Raw genomic sequence first — 22,463 nt, 5'->3', positions numbered from 1 at the left:
ACACGCCGGCGACTCCGTGCACCAGGCGGACCGGCGACCGAGACCCACCGGGTCTTGAGCAACTGAGGGGAGTGGGCATGCCACCAGCAGCGAGGGTCGGCGACCCGACCGGGCATCCGGGCGTCATCGCCGGGCCCGGGGTGCCGACCGTGCTCATCGGCGGGATGCCCGCCGCCACCGTCGGCACGGTGCACACCTGCTCGTTCCCGCCGCCCGCGGTGCATCCGCCGACGCCGATCGCGCCGCCGGGCTGCCCCACGGTGCTGATCGGCGGCCTGCCCGCGGCGCGAATGGGCGATTTGGCCGCCTGCGGCGCGCCGATCGTCCTGGGCTGCCCGACCGTCCTGATCGGAGGCTGACGTGGATTTCCTCGGCAGGGGACTGGCGTTCCCGGTGCGCACCGACGCGACGGGTTCGATCGCCTTGGTCGGCGGTGAACGCGAGGTCGTCGAGAGCATCCGGCTGATACTGGCCACCGCCCCCGGTGAACGGCCGATGCGGCCGGAGTTCGGCTGCGCGGTGCACGATCTCGTGTTCGCGCCCGCCGATTCGGCCACCGCCGGGCAGATCGCCTACGAGGTGCGCACCGCGCTGGAACGGTGGGAGCCGCGGATCACGCTCACCGACGTCGTGGTCGGGTTCTCCGAGGCCGAGCGCGGCACGCTGTTGATCGACATCAAGTACCGGCTGCGCGGGACCAACGATCCGCGCAACCTGGTCTTCCCGTTCTACGTCATCCCGCCGCACGAGTCCATTCAGGACGGTGTGTGATGTCGCTGCCCCTGCCCAACCTCGATGACCGGCGGTTCCAGGACCTGGTCGACGAAGCCAAGTACCTCGTCCAGCGCAACTGTCCGGAATGGACGGACCACAACGTCTCCGATCCCGGCGTGACACTGATCGAAACCTTCGCGCAGATGGTCGACCAGCTGCTCTATCGGCTCAACCGCGTGCCGGACCTGCACTATCTGCGGTTCCTCGACCTCATCGGCGTGCGGCTGTTCCCACCGGCCGCCGCGCGGGCCGACGTGACGTTCTGGCTCTCGGCGGCGCGCGACGTCCCGGTGGTCGTCCCCGCGGGGAACCAGGTCGCGAGTGTGCGCGACGAGGTCGAGGAACCGGTCGTGTTCACCGTGGAGCGGACGCTGACGATCGTGCCGTGTTCGCTCGCGGGCCTGGCGACCGGCGGTTCCGACACCGGTGCGCCACCGGTCGACCGCACCGACGAGCTGCTGGTCGGCGGCGAACCCGCGTGTTTCGCCGAAAGCCCCGCGCCCGGCGATTCCGTCTACTTCGGACTGTCGGACGCCGTGCCCGGCTGCGCGGTGCTGCTGCGGATGGACTGCGAGGTCGAGGGACAGGGCGTCGACCCGCACGACCCACCGTGGGTGTGGGAGGCATGGGACGGGCACGGCTGGGCGGCCGGTGAGATCGACCGGGACAGCACCGGCGCGTTCAACCGGCCGGGTGACGTCGTCCTGCACGTGCCGCACGGGCACGCGGTGTCGGTGCTCGCCGGCAGGCACGCGGGCTGGGTCCGGTGCCGGTTGACGGAACCGAAGCAGTATCAGCCGTTCTTCCAGCGGCCACCGCGGCTGCGTTCCGTCGCGGCGTCGACCATCGGCGGCACGGTCGGCGCGGTGCACGCCGAGGTCGTGCGCGGCGAGGTCGTCGGCACCTCGGACGGCCTGCCCGGCCAGCGGTTCCCGCTCGGCAGGCGGCCGGTGGTCGCCGGCGGGGACGAGCTGGTCGTGGAGGTGTCCGGTCCCGACGGCTGGCAGGAGTGGACCGAGGTGTCCTCGTTCGCCGAGTCGGGTCCGGACGACCGGCACGTCCAGCTCGACCGGGTGAACGGTGAGATCGCGTTCGGCCCGGCCGTGCGCCAGCCCGAGGGCGGCCTGAGGTATTACGGTGCCGTTCCGGCCAAGGCCGCCGCGATCCGGGTGCCCGCGTACCGGGCCGGTGGCGGCCGGCGCGGGAACGTCGCCCGCGAAGTGCTCGAGGTGCAACGGGATCCGATCCCGTTCGTCAGCACCGTGGTGAACCGCCGCCCGGCGACGGGTGGGGTGGACGGCGAGTCGGTACGGGACGCGGCGGTCCGCGGCCCCCTGCTGCTGCGCACCCGCGACCGCGCCGTCACCGCCGAGGACTACGAACAGCTCGCGCGCGAAGCGGCGCCCGAGGCGGCGAGGGTGCGCTGCGTACCCGCGCACGGCCCCGACGGTCGCGAGACCGGTGCGGTCCGCGTCCTCGTCGTGCCAGCGGTTCCCGACACCGGCGAGCTGAACTTCGCGACGCTGATGCTCGAATCCGGGATGCGGACGCGGATCGAGCGGTATCTGGACGAACGCCGCTGCGTCGGTGCGCTCGTGTCCGTGGAAGCGCCGTTCTACCACGGGGTCACGGTCGTCGCCCGGTTGAAGGCACGCCGCCGGACCAGTCCCGGCGCCCTCGGCCCGCGGGCGACGCAGGCGCTCTACGACTATTTCAACCCGCTCACCGGCGGCCCGGACGGCGAGGGCTGGCCGTTCGGGCGGCCGGTGCGGTCCGGCGAGGTCTTCGCGGTGCTGCAACGGCTGCCCGGGGTCGAGATGGTCGAGGACGTCCGCTTGTTCGCGGCCAATCCGATCACGCGGGAACGCGGAGAGCAGGTCGACCGGCTAGACCTGCCGCCGCACGCGCTCGCGTTCTCGTTCGGGCATCAGGTCCGGGTCCGGGAGAGTGACGGATGAGAGCGGCCGTGCCCGGGCTGCCGAGCCCGCATCCGATCGGCGAGCAACTGCCCTCGGTCTACGCCGAGGACCGGTTCGTCCAGGGCTTCACCGGTGCGCTCGACGAAGTGCTCGCACCGGTCTTCGCCACGCTGGACAACTTCCCGGGATACCTCGACCCGGAACTGGCGCCGGAGGACTTCGTCGGCTGGCTGGCGCATTGGGTGGCACTGCGCGTGGACGAGGGCTGGAGCCCCGCTCGGTTGCGCGAACTCGTGCTCAGGTCGGTCGAGCTGCATCGGTGGCGCGGAACGCAGCGCGGGCTCGCCGAGCACGTGCGGCTGCTGACCGGCGGCGCGGTCGAGGTGACCGACAGCGGCGGTGTCGTGGCGTCGCCGGAGCCCGGGGCGCCGCTCCCGGATCCGGGACCGCCGTGGGTCCACGTGCGGGTCCGGGTGCCCGAGCGGGAGCGGATCGACGAACGACGGCTGACGGCGACGGTCGTGGACTCGGTGCCCGCACACGTGCGCGTCACGGTGGAAGTGGTGGAGGGGTAGCGATGGTCATTTACCGGGAGTGCGGGCACCAGGGTCCCGCCGACGTCGAGTTCTGCGGCGAATGCGGGCAATACCTGAAATGGGACGACGAGGAACCCGTCGCGGCGCGGCAACCGGCCGCCCAGCAGCACGTCGTGCAGCCCGGCGAGCAGCTCGCCCCGGTCCGGCAGCCGCAGCAGCGGACGGTCGAAGACCAGGTGCTCAACCCGGGCGACCTGATCTGCGGCAGATGCGGCAAAGGCAACGTGCCCACCCGCAACTTCTGCGGCCGGTGCGGCGCTTCACTCGCCGAGTCGGAGGTCGTGAAGACCTCGTGGTGGCGACGGCTGTTCGGCCGCCGTGCCAAGGAACACAAGGCGGGGGAGCGGCCCGGTAAGGACGGCGTCCGCCGTCGCGCCGGCCGCGCCGGTGCCGCGCGACGCCGCGCCGGCAAGGCCGTCCGCTGGATGATCGCGGTGATGCTGCTGCTCGCGGCGCTGATCTACGCGCTGTACCAGCCGTTCCGGGGCGCGATCAACACCGCCGCCGTCGGACTGTGGAATCAGACGACGGGGATCTTCGAAACGAAGCTGAACCCGGTACGCCCGAGCAAGGTGACGGCGACCGCGCAGGCGCCAGGGCATCCGGGAAACCTGGCGGGCGACAACGCCACGAACACCTTCTGGGCGGCGCCCGCCCAGAGCGAACCCGTACTGGTGTTCACCTTCGACCGCCCCGTCGATCTGCGGAAGGCGATCGTGCATTCCGGCAACGGCGCGAACTTCCAGGCCGCGCACCGGCCGAAGACCCTGCATCTCGTGTTCTCCACCGGCAAGACCTACGACATGGTGCTGGCCGACACGCCGGACGCCCAGGAGGTCCCGATCGAGAACAGCGCGGGCGCGACCGGTGTCGAGCTGCACGTGGTCGGGCTGCATCGCTCGCTGGACGGCATGGACGTCGCGATCTCCGAGATCGAGCTGTTCGAGGCGGATTGACCGTCCACACCAGACCGCGCTTTGCGTGGGGGTCGTGGGTGGGAATGGCCGTTGTAGTGAGGGGTAAGGGAAATGTTGCTGGTGGGGTGGGCAGTCGGCTCGTGGCTCCGTCGGCGCGCGTGTCGCGAAAGCCACTTTCGGGACACCACACGTCTCGAAAGTGGCTTTCGCGACACGCGTTCAAGTCATGTGGGCAGGCCGCTGAGGCCGTCGACGTTGCGAAAGCCACTTTCCCAACCTTCAACGTTGCGAAAGTGGCTTTCGCAACACGCCACCTCGCCCTTTCACGGGCTGATCGAGGCCCTCGAAACCTGAGGAAGGACTGGATGACCATGCGCCCGAACCGAGCGGCGGCCGCGATCGCGTTGGTCGCGGTGCTGGGCGGAGCGGCGATCACCGGGGTGTTCGCGCCGACCGCGGCGCAGCAGCCCGCGCCGCCCGCCGCGCCCTACCGCGTCGGCTACGTCAGCGCCGCGACCACAGGCCTGGTCCAGGCGACCGGCGAGGGCGTGGAGGCGGCGCTGCCCCCGGGGGCCGGGAGCGTCGATTCCGACGCGTCCGCGGGCAACGGCGGCCTGGTGTGGGTGAGCAAACGCGCCGTCCGCGACGGTGCCGAGCGCGACGGTGAGATCTGGTATCTGCGGGACGGCACCCGGGTTCCGGCCCGCCTGACCGACGACGCGACCGCCGACACGCGTCCGGCGTTGTCTCCCGACGGTTCGTCGGTCGCGTTCGTCTCGGAACGCACGGGTAGCAAGGACATCTTCGTCATCGGCGTCGACGGCCGCGGTCTGCGCCAGGTGACCTCCGGACCGGCGGCGGAGGATTCGCCGAGCTGGTCGCCCGACGGCGGCCGTCTCGTGTTCAGCGGTACGGGTGAGGATCCGGCCGGCGACCTCTACACCGTGCCGGCGGGCGGCGGCCCGCCGACGCGCCTGACCAACGACCCCGGCGCGGACACCCAGCCCGCCTGGGCTCCCACCGGTTCGCGGATCGCGTTCACCACCACCAGATTCGACCCGGCCGGGGACGTCGTCGTCATGGCCGACACCGGGGGCGGGCTCACCCGGGCCGTCCCGGAGCCCGGCGATTCGTCCGAGCCCGCGTGGTCGCCGGACGGTGCGCGGCTGGCCTTCACCACGCGTCAGCCGGATCCGCTCGGTGACGTCAAACAGGTCGTGGGCGGTCAGGTCTCGGTGATCTCCGCGCAGCCCGGGACCGGCGAGACCGAACCGACGTTCCGCGCCGGTGGCCAGCCGGTGTTCACCCAGCTCCGCGGCGGGGACACCACCGACATCTGGAGCGCGGACGCACGCGGCGGCGATCGCCGCGACCTGACGAACCGGCCGGACGCCGACGAAGCCGACCCCGCTTTCTCCCCGGACGGGGCTTCGCTGGCCTACACGGAATTCGGCACCGGTGAGTTCCGAACCAGCCGGATCGTCGTGGCGAACGCCGACGGCGGCGCGCCGAGGCCGCTGACCGGGGCCGAGGAGGGTAAGCGGGAGCGCCACCCGGCATGGTCGCCGGACGCGGCGAAGATCGCGTTCACCCGGACCGTGTCGGTCGGGGATGGTTCCGACAGCTTCGTGCGGATCGTGCGTGTCGCGGACGGCCGTCTTCTCGCCGACATCCCGATCCCGGCGCATCTGCGCGGTGACGACTCGCAGCCGGTGTGGTCGCCGGACGGAACGAAGATCACGTTCACCCGGGCCGCCACCCGGATCGGGCCACCGGGACCGTCCAGAGTGGACCCACCGGTGGTGGACGTCCCGGTCGGGCGCGGCGGTTCCACGCGGATCGGCAAGACGGTGCAGACCGACCGGATCCGGTCGCTGCCCGACGTCGTCCTGCTGATGGACCAGACCGGTTCCATGGGCGGGGTGATCGAGGAGGTCAAGACGAACCTCGGCAAGGTCGTCGACAGCGTGCGGGACCGGGAGAAGGACGCGTGGTTCGCGGTCGCGGCGTTCGGGGACGTGGGCGACCCCGCCCCACGGCCGTTCTTCGTTCAGCAGCCGCTGACCCCGGCGGGCACCGAAGCCGAGCGGAAACTGCTGTCCGAAGCGTTCGCCCGGATCGAGGCGACGGGCGGTGGAGACACCGCCGAGGACTGGCTGCTCGCTCTGCAAAAGGTCGCGACCGGAGCCATCACCTTCCGTCCGGGCAGCAGCCGGGTCGTCGTCCTGGTCGGGGACGCGGCGAGCCACGAGACCCCACCGAGGGCGGAGGTGATCGCCGCACTGAACGCGGCGAAGATCAGCGTGGTGGCCGTGCCCGCGGTCACCGGCGGGTCGAGCGAGGACCCCGACCGCGGTCTCGACGCCCGGGGACAGGCGACCGCGATCACCAAGGCGACCGAGGGTGTCCTCACGCCCGGCACCGACGCCGGCCAGATCTCGGAGGCGATCATCGCGGGTATCGGCGACCTCCCGGTCAGCGTCCAGCCGGTGAGCTTCTGCGATCCCGGCCTCACGATGACGTTCGATCCCGCGGGCCCGCAACGTGTTCCGGGCGGTACGGACGCGCGGTTCACCGAAACGGTGACGGTGTCTCCGACGGCGGCGCCGGGTTCTTTCCTGCGCTGCCGCGTGGAGTTCCGGTTGAACGGGGAAACCACCGTGCGGCCGGGCTACACCGAGAACGTCACCGTGCGCGTCAAAGATTCCGCGCTGCCACTGATCACGCTGCACGACCGGACGGTGGCCGGGACCGGCCCCACGGTGATCGAGTATCCCGTGAGCGCGGTGGACGCGGACGGGAGCCGGCTCAACCCGAGCTGTACTCCCTTGTCCGGCAGCCTTTTCCCAGTCGGTGCCACCACGGTGACGTGCCGGGCGACCGGAAGGAACGGCACGGCGGTCGAGACCGCGGTCATGGCCGTCGTCCCGCCGGGAGAGGACCGGCGGAAGCTGGTGTGGCAGGTCTCCCTGACTCAGCCTTCGCCCGACGTCGTCGTGCCGGGAGACCAGCGGGATCTTTCGTCGCAGTTCGGGCCGGGTTGCGGCGCGGGCGCGGAAGGAGCGGCGGACGTCTCGCCGGACGGGGCCACCCTGGCGTTCCAGAGCGGCAACACGCTGGTCTGTGTCGCTCCCGCGGACGGCGGGCCGGGTCGGGTCCTGGTGCAGCGCACGGGATACGTCGACGATCCGGCGTGGTCGCCGGACGGCGGGCTCGTCGCCTACACGAGCTCCCCGGGCGAGTCCCCGCCACGGGTCGCGGTCGTGCCGTTCACCGGCGGCGACGGCCGGATCCTCATCGACAGCCCCGGCGGGGCCGAACAGCCCACCTTCCAACGGATTCCCGACCTCGCCGTGAGCGCGGCCGCGGTACCCGCCGCGATCCCGTTCGAGGGGCTCACCACGTTCGAGTTCGTGGTCACCAATCGCGGGGTCACCGCGTCACCCGTGGTGGGGCTGTTCGTCCGGCTGACCGCCGGGCTGCGGCCGTCCGCGGTCCTTCCCACCAAGGGCACCTGCACCCCCGATCTTGTGTGCGCGTTCGGCACGCTGGTGCCGGGTGAGGAAGTACGGGTGCGGTTCGGCGCGACGGGCCTGGCGGCGGGAACGCAGGCGGCGACCGGCACGATCACCACCACCGGCCAGGACGCCGACCCGCGGGACAACTCCGTGACGGCGGTCGTGACGGTCGGCGGGAAACCGGCGCCGCCGGTGATTCCCGGCTCCTTGTCGGTCGGCATGTCGGTCTCGGCGGTCCCGCTGTTCACCGGCGGCGACGACGTGGTGCTGACCTACTTGGTGCACAACGGTTCCCAGGCTCCGATGCCGGCTGTCCGGCTCGTGACCCAGCTGCCACCGCAGCTCCCGGCGACCTCGGCCGCGCCCGGATGTGTGCCGGGCGGCGGAAGTTGCGCGCTCGGGACGCTGGGGCCGGGGCAGACCGTGACGGTCCGGATCTCGTTGGCTGCGAGGGCCGCTTTCGAGGGCCAGGTGTCCGGAACGGTGAGCACGACGGGACCGGACAACAACGCTGGGGACAACACGGCGAACGCGCGAGTGGTGGTCCGGCAGCCGGTGGTCGAACTGGATCCGAAGGTCGGCACGCTCGGCTTCGTCCCACGGGTGCGGGGAACGGGTTTCCCGCCGGGCGCGATGGTCCGCCTGGCCTGGTCGGCGGGTATTTCCGCGCCGGGGCTGGTCACGGTCGGCGCGGACGGACGGTTCGAGGCGCGCTTCTTGATCTTCCACCACGACCTGATCGGGCCGCGCACCGTGAACGTGACCTCGGTGGCCGGCCCGAAATTCGGGCAGGCGCGGTCGGAGCCGATCCTGGTGGTGCTCCGCACCCTGCAACCGCCGTTCATCACCCGGGGCTGAGTGTCCGTCGGTGGATTCGGGCCGGGGAAGTCACGGTTTCCCGCCGTGTCGCGAAAGCCACTTTCGAGACGTCTGACGTCGCGAAAGTGGCTTTCGCGACATGTCAGCCACTCCGCACACCGGCCAGACCGGCGACGGAGATCCCGCCGACAGGCTGATGAGGGCACTGCCCCTATGGGCAACGACCGGCGCACGGCCGCACACCCGTCCGCTGGTGCCGGTGGGAGCGCCGGACGCGCAGACTTCCGGGTATGGGAGCAACGGCGACGCTGTCGGAGGCCGGCCTGGTCGCGGAACCGGGCCAGGAGATCAGCTGCTCGGTGACCGTTCGCAACGCCGGACGGGTGGTCGATCAGTTCGCGATCGAGGTGGTCGGCGACCCGGGTGCCTGGGCCACCGCGGAACCGGCGACGGTGAACCTGATGCCGGGGGAGGCGGGCACGGTCGTCGTCCGGTTCGCGCCGCCGCGGTCTTCCGACGTCCCGGCCGGCGTGATTCCGTTCGGTGTCAGGGTTTTCTCGAGCGAGGACCCGGCAGGGTCGGTGGTCGAAGAGGGCACCCTCCGGCTCGGTGCCTTCACCGAGGTGACCGCCGAAGTCGTTCCGGCGAAGGTGGAGGCCGGTTCCAAGGCCGACTTCGAAGTGGCCGTCGACAACCGCGGGAACCATCCGGTCGCCATCGAACTGAGCGCGCTCGACCCCGAGGACGAACTCGACTTCGAGCTCGAACGGAACCGGGCCGACCTCGCACCGGGCACGGCCGCGTTCGTCCGTCTCCGGGCCAGGCCGCGGAAACGGTTCCTGCGCGGTCAGCCGGTACGGCATCGTTTCCAGGTGTTCGTCATCGCCGACGACGCCGAACCGCTCAAGACCGAAGGCACCATGGTGCAACGGCAGCTGCTGCCGAAATGGCTGCTGCCGGCGCTGGCCGCGTTGCTGCTGTTGTTGCTGGCGTTGGTGGCGCTGTGGTTCACCGTGCTGAGGCCCGCGGTGAAATCGGCCGCTCGTGAAGCCGCTCAGGAACAGAACCAGGAGGTGATCAAGGCGGCGCAGGACGCGGGTGGCGCCGCGGGCGAGGCGAAGAAGGACGCCGGCCAGGCCAAGCAGAACTCCGAAGACGCGATGAAGGCCGTCGGGCTGACGCCGCCCGTGGACGGCGCGGCTCCCGGCCCCCGGCCGTCGAACGGCGTCCCCAATCCGGCGGGCAGCGCCGCCGGGACACCGACCGACTTCCGGGTGGCGGCGGACGCGGCCGTCGACTCGAACGTCAACCGCTTCGCCGAATTCCCCTACACCTTGCCGGACGCCGCGAAAACGTTGGTCGTCACGGACCTGATCCTGCAGAACCCGCGTGGCGACAACGGAACCTTGCGGCTGTTGCGCGACGCCGGCGGCACCAAGACCGTCCTGCTGGAGGTCGGCCTCGCGAACTTCCGCGACCTCGACCACCACTGGTTGCAGGCCTGGCGGTTCGCCCCGGGGGAGAAGATCGTGCTCGCCGTCAGCTGCCAGGCACCGGGAGGCGGTGCCCGGTGCACGCCGTCGGTCTCCTTCTCCGGCCGGGTCGAATAGACCGGATCAGATCAGCCCCTCCCGCAAGGCGAACGCGACGGCGTGAGCGCGGTTGCGGAGCTGGAAACGGTTGGTGATGTCGTGCAGGATCGACTTCACCGTCCGCTCGGAATAGCTCAGCCGGTCGGCGATCTCCTTCGTTTCGAGCCCGTCGGCGATCATCCGCAGCACCTTGGTCTCGCGCTGCGACATCCCCGCCAGATCCCAGCCGTTCGGTTGCAGCACGTCCCGCTGCAACCGCGACACCCGGGAAAGCAGACGGCCCAGCAGATCCGGCGGCAGCGCGCCTTCCCCGGCGGCCGCCGCCTTCACCAGCCGCACCAGCGTGTCGGGGGTGGCGTCACCCCGGCGGATGATGGCGGAGACGCCGTTGCCCACGACGTCCAGCAACTCCGAGTCGTCCACCTCGCCGGCGACCAGCACGATTCCCGCGCGTCCGGCGCAGTGGAGGCTGCGCAGCAACTGCCGTGCCTCCTCGTTCAGCCGCTCGACGATGACCAGGACGACGGCCGGCTCGTCGGAGTCTTCGGCGAAGCGGATCTCAGGGCGTGAGCGCAGCGCGGCGGTGACACCCGCGTGCGTGATGGTGTCGGTGGCGTGAAGCAGCACCGGGATCTGGTCGACGAGCATGGCTGAACCCCTCCCCGCGAACGGCTTTTCGTCCTCTTCAAGGATCGTTCGGGGAGGGTTCCGCGAACAGGGACCCGGAGTCCCGATATGTCCCGTTTCGCTACTCCGATCGGGCGACGCCCGCCTTCCGGATCTTGGCGATGGCCTGGGCCCGGTCGGTCACCTGGAGCTTGCGGAAGATGTGGGACACGTGATTGCGCACCGTTTTCGGGCTGAGCACGAGGCGGTCGGCGATGGAGGCGTTCCCCATGCCCTGCGCGATGAGCCGCACGATCTCCCGTTCGCGCGCGGTCAGCTGCGGAAAGGACTCGTCGCGCGGGGATTCCGTGCCCAGCAGCGAAAGCACCCGGGTCGCGATCGCCGGGCTGAAGATCGCCTCGCCGTCGCCGATCACCCGAACCGCGCGGACGACCTGTTCGTTGCGCGCCCCCTTGAGCAGATAACCTCGCGCCCCCGCGCGCATGGCGGCGAACACCGCGGCTTCGTTCTCGAACATGGTCAGCATGAGCACGCCGGTGTGCGGGGCGGCGGCCACGATCCGGCGGGTCGCCTCGACGCCGTCGAGGTCCGGGAGGTTCAGGTCCATCAGGACGACGTCGGGCGCCGCCTTGCTCGCTTCCTCGACCGCGGTGAGGCCGTCCGGTGCCTGGCCGACGACCTCGATGCCGTCGGTACCGTCGAGGATCGCGCAGATGGCCGCCCGGAAGGCGGGATGGTCGTCCACCACGAGGACACGGAGTTCCGGGACCATCGCTCACTCCTTGGTGGCGAACGGCAGCCAGGCGGCGATCCGGGTACCGCCCGAGGACACCGGCTCGACCACACAGCCGCCGCCGAGGTCGCCGGCGCGTTCCCGCATCGACCGCAGCCCGGTCCCGCCGACCGCGGGCAGCGCCTCGCCGCCGAGGCCGACACCGTCGTCGACGATCTCCACGCGCAGGTCGCCGTCCAGCGGCCAGAGGCGCACCGCGCACTGCCGGGCACCGGAGTGGCGGGCGATGTTCACGAGCGCCTCGCGGATGATCCGATACGCGGTGACCTCCACCTCGGCCGACAGCGGAGGCAGCTCACCGCGGACCTCGACCGCCACCGCCAGCGGGCCGTGCTCGGCGGGTACCCGGTCGGCGAGCAGCCCGGCATACCGGCGCACGGCCGTGACGAGGCCCGCCTCGTCGAGCGCGGGCGGGCGCGCGTCGGTCACTATGCGGCGCAACTCGGTGATGGCGCCGTGGAGTTCCTCCTCGAGCCGGGCCAGGAGGCGCTCGGCCCCGGCCCGGTCGCGGACGAGCAGATCACGGGCCGCCCGCAGCCCGAGCACCGCGACGGCGAGGGTCGGCCCGAGGCCGTCGTGGAGATCGTTGAGCACCGTCCTGAGCCGGTCTTCGTACCCGGCAGGACGGACTACGTCGGTGACGACGAATGTCCGGCGCATTTCCTCCCCGTCCGGCAGCAGGACCTGGATGCCTCGGCGTCTCGATCATGCGTAGCGTTCTGGTCACTCGCTGTACTAGTCGCGGGACGTCGCCCCGGCGTTTCCCCGCCCGCCGCCGGGGCGGGTAACGGTTTGGGCCCGATACTTACCTCGCCTTGGTCGATGCGGCGAGAAGGAGTGAAGAAGATGCGGGTGGTCGTCGTCGGTGGCGGGATCGTCGGTGCCGCGGCCGGATACGAACTGGCCAGGGCCGGGGTGGACGTGGTCATGGTGGACTCGCCGGCGCCGGGCCGCGCGACGTCGGCGGGTGCGGGCATCATCTGTCCCTGGTCGTCCCAAGTGGACGATCCGGACTGGTACCGGATCGCCGTTGCGGGCGCGGAGTACTACGAACAGCTGCGGCCGGCGCTGGCCGAGGACGGCGAAACCGAGCTCGGCTACCGGCGGGTCGGCTCGCTGAGCCTGGTCACCGAAGCCGAATCCGAGGAAGCGCTGCGGCGCGTGACGGGGCGCGCGGAGGAGTCGCCGCTGGCCGGTGAAGTCGAGCTGATCGACGCTCGCCGGGCACGGGAGTTCTTCCCGCCCCTCGCGCACGACGGTCCGGCGATCCACATCCCGGGCGCGGCGCGGCTGGACGGCCGGTCGGTCCGCGACGCGATGCGCCGGGCGGCGGTGCGGCACGGCGCACGGATCGTCGACGGCACGGCGTCCCTGGTCGCCGACAGCGCGGTCCGGGGAGTGCGGGTGGACGGGGAGGTCGTCGGCGCGGACGCGGTGATCGCGGCGGCCGGTGCCTGGTCGCCGCGGCTGCTCGAACCGATCGGTGTCGAGGTCCGGGTCGAGCCGCAGCGCGGCCAGATCGTCCATCTCCGGCTGCCGGGCGTGGAAACCGCGCACTGGCCGGTGATCCTGCCGCGGTCGCGGCACTACCTCCTGGCCTTCGACGATTCCCGGATCGTGGTCGGCGCGACCCGCGAGGACGGCACCGGCTTCGATCACCGGGTCACCGCCGCCGGTATGGCGGAAGTACTGGCCGAAGCGCTGTCGGTGGCGCCGGGGCTGGCCGACGCGACGTACGTCGAGACCCGGGTCGGGTTCCGCCCCGCCGGGCCCGACATCCGCCCGCTCCTCGGCACCGTCCCGCAGGTGGCCGGACTGGTCGTGGCCAACGGTCTGGGCGCGTCGGGGCTGACGATGGGCCCGTACGTCGGTTCGATCGCGGCCCGCTTGGCCCGTCAGGCCGATCCGGGGATCGACCTGAAGCCATACGACCCGTCGCGGTGAGGCGCGAGTCGCGAAACGGATGGCCAGGTCGTCGCAGTACTGTGTGGGCACGAATGGGGGGAGGAGGGTGCCTTGAGTTCATGACGATCGACAGCGGCAGAAACCGTTGCCGCCGCCGCGACTGTGACGGTGTGGAGTTCTGGCTGGGTTTGTGCGTCCAGGACTGGGTGCGATGGCAGGACGGCTTGGCGGCCCTCGACCTGCCCGACGACGAGAGACCGGCGCCGCCTCGCAGCGTGTTCGTCGCGCCGGTGCATTCCGGCAGTGTGTCGCAGCGGGCCCTGACGACGGGTTGACGCGGGGCGCGAGCCGATCAGCGCCGGAAGGAGCTGCCAGAGCCTCGCGGGCGCGGCAGGTGGTGCGGTCGCCACGCGGGTTCCTTTGCTGGCACGGCTCAGCTCGGACAAGTGCGCCCGCAGTTCCGCCTCGACCGAGCACGAGCGAGATTATCGAGGGGTAAGGCGAACCTGGCGTAGGGGGCCACCGCGTCCTTTCACGGTCTTCCGCCAGTCGAACGTGCCGCGAAAGCCACTTTCGGGACATCAGGCGTCGCGAAAGTGGCTTTCGCGACATGGGCGCCGGCGGCGAGGTGGTCGGTGCGGGTGGTCGTCAGTGGTCAGCCTTCACCCCGCCCGCGCTCACGACACGTTCGCCTTTCGGGCCGGTTGGTGCGGCAAGGCGACCACCCGGTGACAGCCGGCCAAGGTGGCGGGGCGGTGGGCGATGACGAGGACACCGATGTCGTCCCCGGCCGAGGCGAGTGCCGCGGTGATGGCTTCGTCGGCTTCGGGATCGAGGTTGGCGGTGGCCTCGTCGAGGATGAGGATGCGGGGATTCATCAGCAGCGCCCTGGCGACGGCGACTCGTGCTCGCTGGCCACCGGACAGTCCGTCACCGGATTCGCCGACGGCGGTGGCGAGTCCGGCGGGGAATCCGGCTCCCGGGTCGAGGATCCCCGCCCGCCGCGCGGCCCGTTCGACTTCGGCGTCGTCCGCTTCGGGCTTTCCGAGCCGGATGTTGGTGGCGATCGTCCCGGTGAGCAGGCCGGGTTCCTGGGGAACGGCGCTGATCGCGCGGCGGAGGTCGTCGTCGGCCAGCTCGGTGAGGTCGACGCCGTCCAGGGTGATGTGGCCGGCGTCGGGATCCCACATCCGGGTCGCGAGCAGCGCGCACGTGGTCTTGCCCGCGCCGGACGGCCCGGTGAGGGCGACCCGTTCGCCGGGGCGGACGGTGAACGACACGTCGCGCAGGACCGGTGGAGCGTCATCGCGGTAACCGAAGGACACGCGATCGAAGACGAGTCCGGTCGCGCGGTCGCGGGGTGGGAGGGGCCGGGGCACGCGGGGCTCGTGGACCGCCGGTGCGCGGTCGAGGATTCCGGTGATCCTGGTACCGGCGGCGCGCAACGTGCCGATGTTGCGCAGCAGATCCGAAATCTGCGCGATCGGGCCGAGCGCCGCGGTGGCCAGCACCATGGCGACCGGGGCGAGCGCGCGGTCGATCGTGTCGAGATTCGCCGCGCAGACCGCGAGCGCGCCGATCGCGCTGAGCGCCAGAGCCGCGTCCGTGACGGCGCGTTCCCCGCCGATCCGGGAGCCGATCCTGGTTTGCACGGCGGTCAGCGCACGCGTCTGTTCCTCCAGGGCGGCGATGCGACGGTCCAGGGCGCCCGCACTGCTGAGTTCGCCGAGTCCGCGGACGGTGTCGACGAGTTCGGCGTTGAGGGTCGCGGCGGCCTCGGTGAGTTCGGTGCCCTGTCGCGTCCCCGCCCGGCCGGAAAGCCACGGCAGCGCCGCGGTCACGGCGACGAACGGTACCCACGCCAGCAGCAGCCACGGCGTGACCATGAGCGACAAGGTCGCGGTGGCGGCGAGCATCATGGCCGAGGTGAGTGCTTGGGCCGCGGTGTGCGCGTAGAGCCATTCGAGACGGTCGATGTCGGCGAACGCGACGGATACGAGATCGCCGCTCCGGCGGGGTTTCCGGCGGTCGGGCAGGCTCACGCGGAGCCGGTCGAACACCCGGGCTCGCAAGGTGCCGATCAGCCGGTAGGCCAGATCGTGGGAGACCCAGGACTCGCGCCAGGTCATCGCCGCGGTCACCACGGCCAGGCCGCACAGGACGGTCGCGACGACGGCCAGTGGCGCGGTGCCGGTCGCCGCGGCCCGCCCGGCCAGCCACGTGCCGAGCACGGTCGTCGTCAGCGCGCCGAGCTGGACGGCCGCGTTGCTCACGACCGTCCAGACGAAGGTGGCCCGCTGCTCGCCGATGACCGGCAGAAGCCGCCGGAGCGGCCCGCTCACGAGTGGACCGCCTGCCCGGTGACGCGGCCGGACTCGATCGTGACGATCGCGCCGGCGTCACGCAGGGCGGTCTCGCGGTGGGCGATCACGATCCGGGTGGTGCCTTCGCAATGCTCCGCAAGCCGGGTGAGGACGCGTTTCTCGGTGTCGACGTCCAGGGCCGAGGTCGCTTCGTCGAGCAGCAGCACCGGAGGCGCGGCGAGCACCGCCCTGGCGATGGCGAGGCGTTGCCGCTGGCCGCCGGACAGCTGGGTCCCGTTCTCGGTGAGGACCGTCGCGAATCCTTGGGGGAGCGCTTCGACGAACTCGATCGCGTCCGCGACGTGGGCGGCGGCGCGGACCTCGTCGTGCGTAGCGCCGGGCCGGGCGAGCTGGAGGTTTTCTTCCACGGTGCCATGGAAAAGATAGGTGTGCTGGCCGACGACGCCGATACTCGCGCGCAGCGCGGCGAGGGTGTACCCGGTGATCGGGGTTCCGTCGAGTTCGATCGTCCCCTGCTGCGGGTCGGCCTCGCGGACGAGCAGCCGGGCGATCGTGCTCTTCCCGGCACCCGACGGGCCCACGATCCCGGTCGTGCTCCCCGGCGCGCATTCGAAGCCGATGCCGGAAACGCCCGCGCCGTTCGGGTACCGGTATCCGACGTCCCGCAGCAGCAGCCGAGCCCCGTGCCGAGCGGGTTCGGTGCGGGTGCCGGTGTCGGCGACCCGCGGCCGCGCCGTCATGATCTCGTCGATGCCCTCGACCGCGCCCAGCCCTTGGTAACCGACGTGCCAGTGGGCGGACAGGTCGAGTACCGGGCGGAAGCATTCCCTGGCACACAACAAGAACAGGAACACCGACGCGGCGGGCGCCTGACCGCCGACGACCCCGGCGCACGCGACGACGATCGTGGCCGCGAGGCCGAGGTGCAGCGCCAGGGCGCTGACTCCCGCTTCCACCAGCGAGACGCGCAGCTGGGTCATCGTGACCCGGTGCAGGTGGTCGCCGCGGTGGGCGAGTGCCTCGCCCGCCCGGCGTCCCGCGCCGAAGAGCCGGAGGACGCCGATCGACTGGGTCGCCTCCAGATAGTCGGCGGCCAGTCTTTCGTAGGCGCTCCACCGGGTTCGGCCCGTCCGGAGCAGCCGGGCGTCCCAGAAACGGGGGACGGCCACGGCGCACAGGACCGCCGTCGCGAGGATCGCGGCGGCGGGGACCGACACGGTGAACAGCCATCCGGCGACGGCGGCGGGAACCAGACAGGTCACGAGCAGCTGCGGCAGATAGCGGCTGTAGTAGGCATCGAGGGCTTCGACCCCGTCGACGACCGTGTGCGTGATCGCGCCCGCGCGCTCTCCCCGCGTCCAGGCCGGTCCCAGTGCGGCGATGCGGCGCAGTAGCTCCCCGCGCAGCCTGGTGCGGATGGCGATGCCGAACCTGGCCGCGGCGACCTCCCGCGTCCACAGCAGGACCGCGCGCGCCCCGACGACTCCGGTCAAGGCCGCGATCGCGGGTGCCACCGTCGCGAAGTCCCCGCCTCGGGTGAGATCGGCGAGGACGGACGCCGTCAGAACGGCTCCGCCGACATAACAGGCCGATACGAGTATCGAGAGCAGCGCGAGCAGCAGGACGGGTGTGAGGACGACACCTGCCAGGCGCAGGAGCCTGCGATGGATCACCGGGTGAACGCGTCCGCGTGGAGTCGTTGCGCGATCTCCCGCACCACCGAGATGTTCCCGAGGGTGCCGGGATAGGTGTCGGCGGCGTCGATCGCGATCAAGCGCTGTTCGCGGACGGCGGTCATGGCGGGGAAGGTGCGGGTGAGGTAGTCGATGCTCGCCTGTTTCTGCGCGGGCCCGTTGACCGCGAACACGATCGCGTCGGGATTCTTCGCGGCGAGCGCCTCGGGGGTGATCTGCGCGGCGAAGAACTTGGCGAACTGCGGGTCCTTCGGCGAGAACACGTTGTTCCCGCCCGCCCTGCGGATGATGTCGTACTCGATGCCGGCACCGATCGCGGTGACGGTGGTGCCTTCCAGGAACACCTGGGCGACGGTGGGCTTGGGGCGGTCCGCGATGGCCTTGTCCACTGTGGACAGATCCGCCCTGCCCTGGTCGACCAGTGCCTTCGCCTTGTCCGGCACGGCGAAGATCCTGCCGAGGTTCTCCAGATCGGTGAAGAGGTCTTCGACCGTGCCGTTCATCCGGCGTTCGGCGCAGCCGCCCGCGGCGACATAGGCGGCGACGTTGCTCTGCCGCAGTTGTTCCAGGCTGGCGAAGCCTTTCTCCGCGGTGAATTCGTAGGTGGTGGGGGAGAAGACGAAGTCCGGCTTCACGGACAGGAGCTTCTCCCTGCTCGGCGGTCCCGACTCGCTCAGCACCGGGATGGCGGCGGCCTGTCCGGCCACGTCTTCCGGGAGCGGCGCGGTGGCGGTCTGTGCCTGTCCGACGAGCGAGCCCGCGAGACCCAGCCGCAGCAACAGTTCCGTCTGCGACGGGCTGAGCCCGACCGCGGCGCGGGGTGCGGAGCCGACGGTGACGTCCCGGCCGCAGTTCGAGACGGTGACCGCCGTGCTCGCGTTGTTCGACGGCGTGGCCGGAGTGACGGAAGTGCCGCAACCCGCGATCAGCGACAGGCCGACACCGAACGCGGTAAAGGACAGGGTTTTACGCATGGTTCTCTTTTCCGGGTGTGCTGAGTGGTGAACGACTGCCGAAGACCAGTACCGGCCTGCCGTCGCGTGGATGGGTGAGCTGGTCGGCGGCGACGCCGAACACGTCTTCCACGACGCGTGGGGTGAGCGCCTCGTCCGGCGTTCCGGTGGCGACGACACGGCCGGCGTCGAGCACCGCGATGTCGTCGCAGTAGGTGGCCGCGAGGTTGAGGTCGTGCAGGGCGGCGACGATGGTGCGGTCGAGCCCGGCCGCGATCCGCATGAGTTCCAGCTGAAACGCGATGTCGAGGTGGTTGGTCGGTTCGTCGAGGACGAGCACGGGGGAGTCCGCCGCCAGCGCGCGGGCCAGCATCACGCGCTGCCGCTGTCCGCCCGAGAGCCGTCCGATGGGCCGGTCGGCGATGTCGGTGGCACCGACCCGGTCGAGGGCGGTCCACGCGAGATCGAGGTCGGCCTCGGTGTCACGGCCGAATCCGCGCTGGAACGGCACGCGGCCCAGCAGCACGACATCGAGGACCGTCAGGTCGAACTCGGATGACGTCTCCTGAGTCATCACCGCCACCGCCCTGGCGACGGTCCGCCGGTCGGTGCGCCACACGTCGTGCTCGCCCAGCAGGACCCGGCCCGACGACGGCGCGATGGCGCGGTAGAGCGTGCGCAGCAAGGTCGACTTGCCGCTGCCGTTCGGGCCGACGAGCCCGAGGAAACGGCCGGACGGGATCTCGATGTCCACCTTTCGCAGCACCTCGTTACCGCCCAGCGTGGCGCTGACGTCGTGGAAATGGACCTTCACCGGCCGAACCCCGCCCGCGTGGCCGTGTCCCGGCGCATCAGCCACAGGAAGAACGGCGCGCCCACGACCGCGGTGAGGATCCCGATCGGTATCTCGCCGGGCGCCGCGACCGTGCGCGAGAGCAGGTCGGCGACCATGAGGAACAGGGCGCCGCCGAGTACCGCGACCGGCAGCATCCGGCGATGGTCCGAACCGACGAGGATCCGCGCCACGTGCGGGATCACGAGCCCGACGAAACCGATGCCGCCGCTGACCGACACGATCGACCCCGTCAGGAGGGCGGCGGTCACGAGAAGCACGGCGCGGAGGCGGTTCACGTCGACTCCCAGCGCGGTCGCGGACTCGTCGCCGCTCAGCAGCGCGTTCATGGCCCTGGTCCTCAGTCCCACGACGACACAGGCGGCCGCGAACGCCACCGCCGGCACGGCCAAGGAACTCATCGAGGCGGCGGAAACGCTGCCGAGCAAGAAGAACAGGACGCTGAACACGTTCTGTGCCTCGGTGGTCAACGTCAGATAGCTCGTGATCGCGCTGAACAGGGAACCCAGCGCGACACCGGACAGGATCATCCTGGTCGGCGACAGGATGCCGCGATGCCGGGCGACCAGCGCGACGCACACACTGGCCACCAGAGCCCCGGCGAAGGCCGCCGCGCCCAGGGGAAGCCCGCCCACGGCGGCCGAACCGAGGGTGATCACGAGGACCGCGCCGACCCCCGCACCGGACGACACCCCGAGCAGATACGGCTCCGCGAGCGGGTTGCGCACGATCACCTGCATGATCGCCCCCGCGAGCGCCAGCCCGGCACCGGCGAGCCCCGCCAGCAGCGCGCGAGGGAGCCGGAACTGCCAGACCGCCTGGTCCTGCAAGACGGTCAGGCTGCCGTCCGACATCCACGGCACGTTCGGCACCAGATGACCGACCACGATCCGGGCCGCGTCCGCGAGCCCGACCTCGACCGTCCCCACCGAGCCGGAGACGACCAGCAGCACCAGGATCGCGACGGCGAGGACCGTGACCGTCCCGCGGTGCAGGAGGCGGGAGCGAGCGAGTGCCGCCTGCCGATCGCGAACGCCCGAGGGCGACGCGGACGGCCGCGAACGAACAACCATGGGGGACGCCGATCGGTCTGTGGTGGGAGGACACCGGAGCCTAACTGCACCCGATAATCGTTATCAACAGATAATCGGCAATGATTATCATCACAGCTTGACGGCGCGCGGTCGCTTCCGTTCTCAGTCCTCGAAGGAGGCCGTGCGGCGGCAACGGTCGAGCACGTCAAGACCGAGTTGTGCGGAGCGGTCGCGGCTGGGCTTCGCGCGCGGCATCGTCGGGGTCGTCGTCGAACGCGCCGAGCAAGGCGCTAGTGGCGGTGTCGCGAAAGCCACTTTCGCGACGGCTGGTGTCCCGAAAGTGGCTTTCGGGACGTGGGGTGGGCCGCTGGTGGTGGAGGTGTCGCGAAAGCCGCTTTCGCGACGTTGTCCCCGAGGATCGTCCTTTTTGGACAGCAGACATGGCCGCATGCGCCGGGCCGTCTCCACGCCTCGGTCGCCTGGCAGGCCGTGGCCGAATTTCGGCAACGGCAAGCTGCCGCACTTTCCGCGTTGTGCCGATGCTTGGAGTGCCGGGCGTTGCCGAATCCTGGCAACGGAACGGAATCACGGGTCGGGAGTGACTCCGGTGGCGGCGCTCGTGATCTGCCAGAGCTTGGCCGCGAGCTTCCGGTCTTCGGCGGCCGCCGAGCGGCGTGCCGGACCGGCCGGTCCACGGATCTCCAACGGTCCGGCCGGGCCCAGGTAGGCGCCGCCCTCGACCGGTCCGGTGGCGGCGAGGAGCTGGGGCGCGATACCGGTGGCGACCGGTTGCGAGAGGTATCGGTCCGGCAGTACGAGAAGGCGGGACCTCCACGTGCTCCCGCGGGCCAGGGCGTTGCTCAGCAGCTGCGACGTCGTCAGTCCCGGGTGGGCGGCGATCGACAGCACCGGGTCGCCGGAGGCGCGAAGCCGCCGGTCGAGCTCCGCGGCGAACAGGAGGTTCGCGAGCTTGGAGGCTCCGTAGGCGCGGGTCGGCGAGTAGCGCCGGCGTTCCCAATGCAGGTCGGTGAGGTCGAGTCCGCCGGTGCGGTGGCCGAGGCTGGACGTCGTCACGACCCTGGCGGGTCGCCCGCGGTCTCCGGCCGCCCGCAGCGCGGGCATCAGCAGCCAGGTCAGCACGGCCGGACCGAGATGGTTGGTCCCGATCTGCAGCTCGAACCCGTCCCGGGTCCGGCTGTGCGGCCCCAGCGATACCGCGGCGTTGTTGATCAGCACGTCGATCCGGTCGCCGGTGCGTTCCCGGAGCTCCGCGGCGGCGGCCCGTACCGAGGAAAGATCCGCCAGGTCGAGCAGAACGAGTTCGGCCGAACCGGTGCCGTCGATCCCGGCTCGCACCTGGTCGAGGGCCGCCGCTCCGCGGGCGGTGTCGCGAACGGTCATCAGGACCCGGGCGCCGGCCGCCGCCAACGCGCCGGAGAGGGCGAGGCCGAGGCCCGAGGTCGTCCCGGTGACGACGATGGTGCGTCCCGATAGGTCGGGCAACTCGTGTGACAGTGTCATATGAAACAGCCTGCCCAGTTCGGATGACACTGTCAACTAGAATGGCCGTCGTGACACGAACCGAGACCGCCGAGGCCACGCGGCAAGCCCTCGTCCGCGCGGCTTCCGAACTACTCGATCAGGGTGGTCCTGACGCCGTCACCCTGCGGGCGGTCGGAGCTCGGGCCGGCGTCTCACGAGGCGCGCCCTACGGGCACTTCGAGAACAAAGAGCATCTGCTGGCTCAGCTCGCCATCAACGCGTGGAATTCCCTGGCGGACGACGTCGAGCACCTTCGCGCGACCGTCGAGTCCACTTCGGACATACGGCTGGAGCGAGCCATCCTGGCGTTGATCGGCGTCGCCCGCCGGTGGCCGCACCGGTACGCGCTGATGTTCAGCACTCCGGCCGACACCCCCGCCGCCCGGGAGGCCGCGGGCCGTCTAGAGGGTGTGTTCCTGGCACTGGTGGCGGACATGGTCGGCGAATCCGACGCGCCTCGGTACGGCGCGCTGCTGATGTCGAGTGCGCACGGCATCGCGGGACTGGAACTCAGTGGTCACCTGGCGAAGGACACGTGGCAGGTCACCGTGGAACAACTCGTGCGCATGCTGATCGACGGGATCCGGCGCGGATGACCGGCCG

19 protein-coding genes are annotated in these 22,463 nt (G+C 71.1%); 10 read left to right on the top strand and 9 right to left on the bottom strand.

Annotation, left to right across the window (positions count from 1 at the left end):
* Window positions 1–77: 77 nt before the first annotated feature.
* From H4W30_RS24140 to H4W30_RS24110, 7 genes are all read left to right on the top strand, one after another.
* Window positions 78–359, top strand: coding sequence for a PAAR domain-containing protein (locus H4W30_RS24140; protein WP_126730963.1), 282 nt, complete (start codon window positions 78–80; stop codon window positions 357–359).
* Window position 360: 1 nt separating this feature from the next.
* On the top strand, window positions 361–771 hold the full coding sequence (locus H4W30_RS24135; protein WP_192744948.1) for a GPW/gp25 family protein: 411 nt from the start codon (window positions 361–363) through the stop codon (window positions 769–771).
* A complete protein-coding gene (locus H4W30_RS24130; RefSeq protein ID WP_192744947.1) occupies window positions 771–2,732 on the top strand; it encodes a putative baseplate assembly protein in 1,962 nt (653 codons plus the stop codon). The genes H4W30_RS24135 and H4W30_RS24130 overlap by 1 nt, the downstream gene beginning before the upstream one ends.
* Window positions 2,729–3,268: a phage tail protein gene (locus tag H4W30_RS24125; RefSeq protein ID WP_192744946.1), complete on the top strand. Its 540-nt coding sequence runs from the start codon at window positions 2,729–2,731 to the stop codon at window positions 3,266–3,268. The genes H4W30_RS24130 and H4W30_RS24125 overlap by 4 nt, the downstream gene beginning before the upstream one ends.
* A gap of 2 nt (window positions 3,269–3,270) precedes the next feature.
* On the top strand, window positions 3,271–4,245 hold the full coding sequence (locus H4W30_RS24120; protein WP_192744945.1) for a zinc ribbon domain-containing protein: 975 nt from the start codon (window positions 3,271–3,273) through the stop codon (window positions 4,243–4,245).
* 326 nt (window positions 4,246–4,571) lie between these two features.
* Entirely contained in the window at window positions 4,572–8,582 is a 4,011-nt protein-coding gene (locus tag H4W30_RS24115) for a VWA domain-containing protein (RefSeq protein WP_225949852.1), read from the top strand.
* A 251-nt stretch (window positions 8,583–8,833) separates the two neighbouring features.
* Window positions 8,834–10,153: a COG1470 family protein gene (locus tag H4W30_RS24110; RefSeq protein WP_192744944.1), complete on the top strand. Its 1,320-nt coding sequence runs from the start codon at window positions 8,834–8,836 to the stop codon at window positions 10,151–10,153.
* Between the two features lie 6 nt (window positions 10,154–10,159).
* On the opposite strand, the gene H4W30_RS24105 is transcribed toward H4W30_RS24110, so the two are convergent.
* From H4W30_RS24105 to H4W30_RS24095, 3 genes are all read right to left on the bottom strand, one after another.
* On the bottom strand, window positions 10,160–10,783 hold the full coding sequence (locus H4W30_RS24105; protein ID WP_192744943.1) for a response regulator transcription factor: 624 nt from the start codon (window positions 10,781–10,783) through the stop codon (window positions 10,160–10,162).
* 100 nt (window positions 10,784–10,883) lie between these two features.
* Window positions 10,884–11,534 carry a response regulator gene (locus tag H4W30_RS24100; RefSeq protein WP_192744942.1) on the bottom strand — a complete coding sequence of 217 codons (651 nt, stop codon included), beginning with the start codon at window positions 11,532–11,534 and terminating at the stop codon, window positions 10,884–10,886.
* Between the two features lie 3 nt (window positions 11,535–11,537).
* A complete protein-coding gene (locus tag H4W30_RS24095; protein ID WP_192744941.1) occupies window positions 11,538–12,215 on the bottom strand; it encodes a sensor histidine kinase in 678 nt (225 codons plus the stop codon).
* A gap of 162 nt (window positions 12,216–12,377) precedes the next feature.
* Between H4W30_RS24095 and H4W30_RS24090 the strand changes: the two genes are divergently transcribed.
* Together H4W30_RS24090 and H4W30_RS24085 are read left to right on the top strand one after the other, a co-directional pair.
* The gene (locus H4W30_RS24090) at window positions 12,378–13,499 is read left to right on the top strand and encodes an NAD(P)/FAD-dependent oxidoreductase (protein WP_225949851.1); all 1,122 of its coding nucleotides are present in this window, start codon (window positions 12,378–12,380) and stop codon (window positions 13,497–13,499) included.
* Between the two features lie 80 nt (window positions 13,500–13,579).
* Window positions 13,580–13,795: a hypothetical protein gene (locus H4W30_RS24085; protein WP_126730977.1), complete on the top strand. Its 216-nt coding sequence runs from the start codon at window positions 13,580–13,582 to the stop codon at window positions 13,793–13,795.
* Window positions 13,796–14,137: 342 nt separating this feature from the next.
* Here H4W30_RS24085 and H4W30_RS24080 read toward each other — a convergent pair whose 3' ends face one another.
* The 6 genes from H4W30_RS24080 to H4W30_RS24055 all read right to left on the bottom strand — a co-directional run bounded on the left by H4W30_RS24080 (window position 14,138) and on the right by H4W30_RS24055 (window position 21,839).
* A complete protein-coding gene (locus H4W30_RS24080) occupies window positions 14,138–15,802 on the bottom strand; it encodes an ABC transporter ATP-binding protein (protein ID WP_192744940.1) in 1,665 nt (554 codons plus the stop codon).
* A complete protein-coding gene (locus tag H4W30_RS24075; protein WP_192744939.1) occupies window positions 15,799–17,457 on the bottom strand; it encodes an ABC transporter ATP-binding protein/permease in 1,659 nt (552 codons plus the stop codon). Before H4W30_RS24075 ends, H4W30_RS24080 begins: the two co-directional genes overlap by 4 nt.
* Entirely contained in the window at window positions 17,454–18,452 is a 999-nt protein-coding gene (locus H4W30_RS24070; protein WP_192744938.1) for an ABC transporter substrate-binding protein, read from the bottom strand. Before H4W30_RS24070 ends, H4W30_RS24075 begins: the two co-directional genes overlap by 4 nt.
* Complete coding sequence (locus H4W30_RS24065) at window positions 18,445–19,245, bottom strand: ABC transporter ATP-binding protein (RefSeq protein WP_192744937.1); 801 nt, start codon at window positions 19,243–19,245, stop codon at window positions 18,445–18,447. Before H4W30_RS24065 ends, H4W30_RS24070 begins: the two co-directional genes overlap by 8 nt.
* Entirely contained in the window at window positions 19,242–20,357 is a 1,116-nt protein-coding gene (locus H4W30_RS24060) for a FecCD family ABC transporter permease (protein ID WP_192744936.1), read from the bottom strand. Before H4W30_RS24060 ends, H4W30_RS24065 begins: the two co-directional genes overlap by 4 nt.
* 546 nt (window positions 20,358–20,903) lie before the next feature.
* The gene (locus H4W30_RS24055; RefSeq protein WP_192744935.1) at window positions 20,904–21,839 is read right to left on the bottom strand and encodes an SDR family NAD(P)-dependent oxidoreductase; all 936 of its coding nucleotides are present in this window, start codon (window positions 21,837–21,839) and stop codon (window positions 20,904–20,906) included.
* A gap of 41 nt (window positions 21,840–21,880) precedes the next feature.
* Between H4W30_RS24055 and H4W30_RS24050 the strand changes: the two genes are divergently transcribed.
* Complete coding sequence (locus H4W30_RS24050; protein WP_225949850.1) at window positions 21,881–22,456, top strand: TetR/AcrR family transcriptional regulator; 576 nt, start codon at window positions 21,881–21,883, stop codon at window positions 22,454–22,456.
* Window positions 22,457–22,463: the final 7 nt, after the last annotated feature.

Source organism: Amycolatopsis roodepoortensis (genome assembly GCF_014873915.1).
Taxonomy (GTDB): domain Bacteria; phylum Actinomycetota; class Actinomycetes; order Mycobacteriales; family Pseudonocardiaceae; genus Amycolatopsis; species Amycolatopsis roodepoortensis.
The sequence above is the reverse complement of the archived record's forward strand: the minus strand, read 5'-3'. Positions and strand labels throughout refer to the sequence as shown.

Coding starts and splice junctions, on each gene's coding strand:
- H4W30_RS24110 (WP_192744944.1), top strand. CDS start 8,834: ATGGGAGCAACGGCGACGCTGTCGGAGGCCGGCCTGGTCGCGGAACCG.
- H4W30_RS24100 (WP_192744942.1), bottom strand. CDS start 11,534: ATGGTCCCGGAACTCCGTGTCCTCGTGGTGGACGACCATCCCGCCTTC.
- H4W30_RS24055 (WP_192744935.1), bottom strand. CDS start 21,839: ATGACACTGTCACACGAGTTGCCCGACCTATCGGGACGCACCATCGTC.
- H4W30_RS24120 (WP_192744945.1), top strand. CDS start 3,271: ATGGTCATTTACCGGGAGTGCGGGCACCAGGGTCCCGCCGACGTCGAG.
- H4W30_RS24070 (WP_192744938.1), bottom strand. CDS start 18,452: ATGCGTAAAACCCTGTCCTTTACCGCGTTCGGTGTCGGCCTGTCGCTG.
- H4W30_RS24090 (WP_225949851.1), top strand. CDS start 12,378: ATGCGGCGAGAAGGAGTGAAGAAGATGCGGGTGGTCGTCGTCGGTGGC.
- H4W30_RS24140 (WP_126730963.1), top strand. CDS start 78: ATGCCACCAGCAGCGAGGGTCGGCGACCCGACCGGGCATCCGGGCGTC.
- H4W30_RS24105 (WP_192744943.1), bottom strand. CDS start 10,783: ATGCTCGTCGACCAGATCCCGGTGCTGCTTCACGCCACCGACACCATC.
- H4W30_RS24095 (WP_192744941.1), bottom strand. CDS start 12,215: ATGCGCCGGACATTCGTCGTCACCGACGTAGTCCGTCCTGCCGGGTAC.
- H4W30_RS24130 (WP_192744947.1), top strand. CDS start 771: ATGTCGCTGCCCCTGCCCAACCTCGATGACCGGCGGTTCCAGGACCTG.
- H4W30_RS24050 (WP_225949850.1), top strand. CDS start 21,881: ATGGCCGTCGTGACACGAACCGAGACCGCCGAGGCCACGCGGCAAGCC.
- H4W30_RS24060 (WP_192744936.1), bottom strand. CDS start 20,357: ATGGTTGTTCGTTCGCGGCCGTCCGCGTCGCCCTCGGGCGTTCGCGAT.
- H4W30_RS24125 (WP_192744946.1), top strand. CDS start 2,729: ATGAGAGCGGCCGTGCCCGGGCTGCCGAGCCCGCATCCGATCGGCGAG.
- H4W30_RS24115 (WP_225949852.1), top strand. CDS start 4,572: ATGACCATGCGCCCGAACCGAGCGGCGGCCGCGATCGCGTTGGTCGCG.
- H4W30_RS24085 (WP_126730977.1), top strand. CDS start 13,580: ATGACGATCGACAGCGGCAGAAACCGTTGCCGCCGCCGCGACTGTGAC.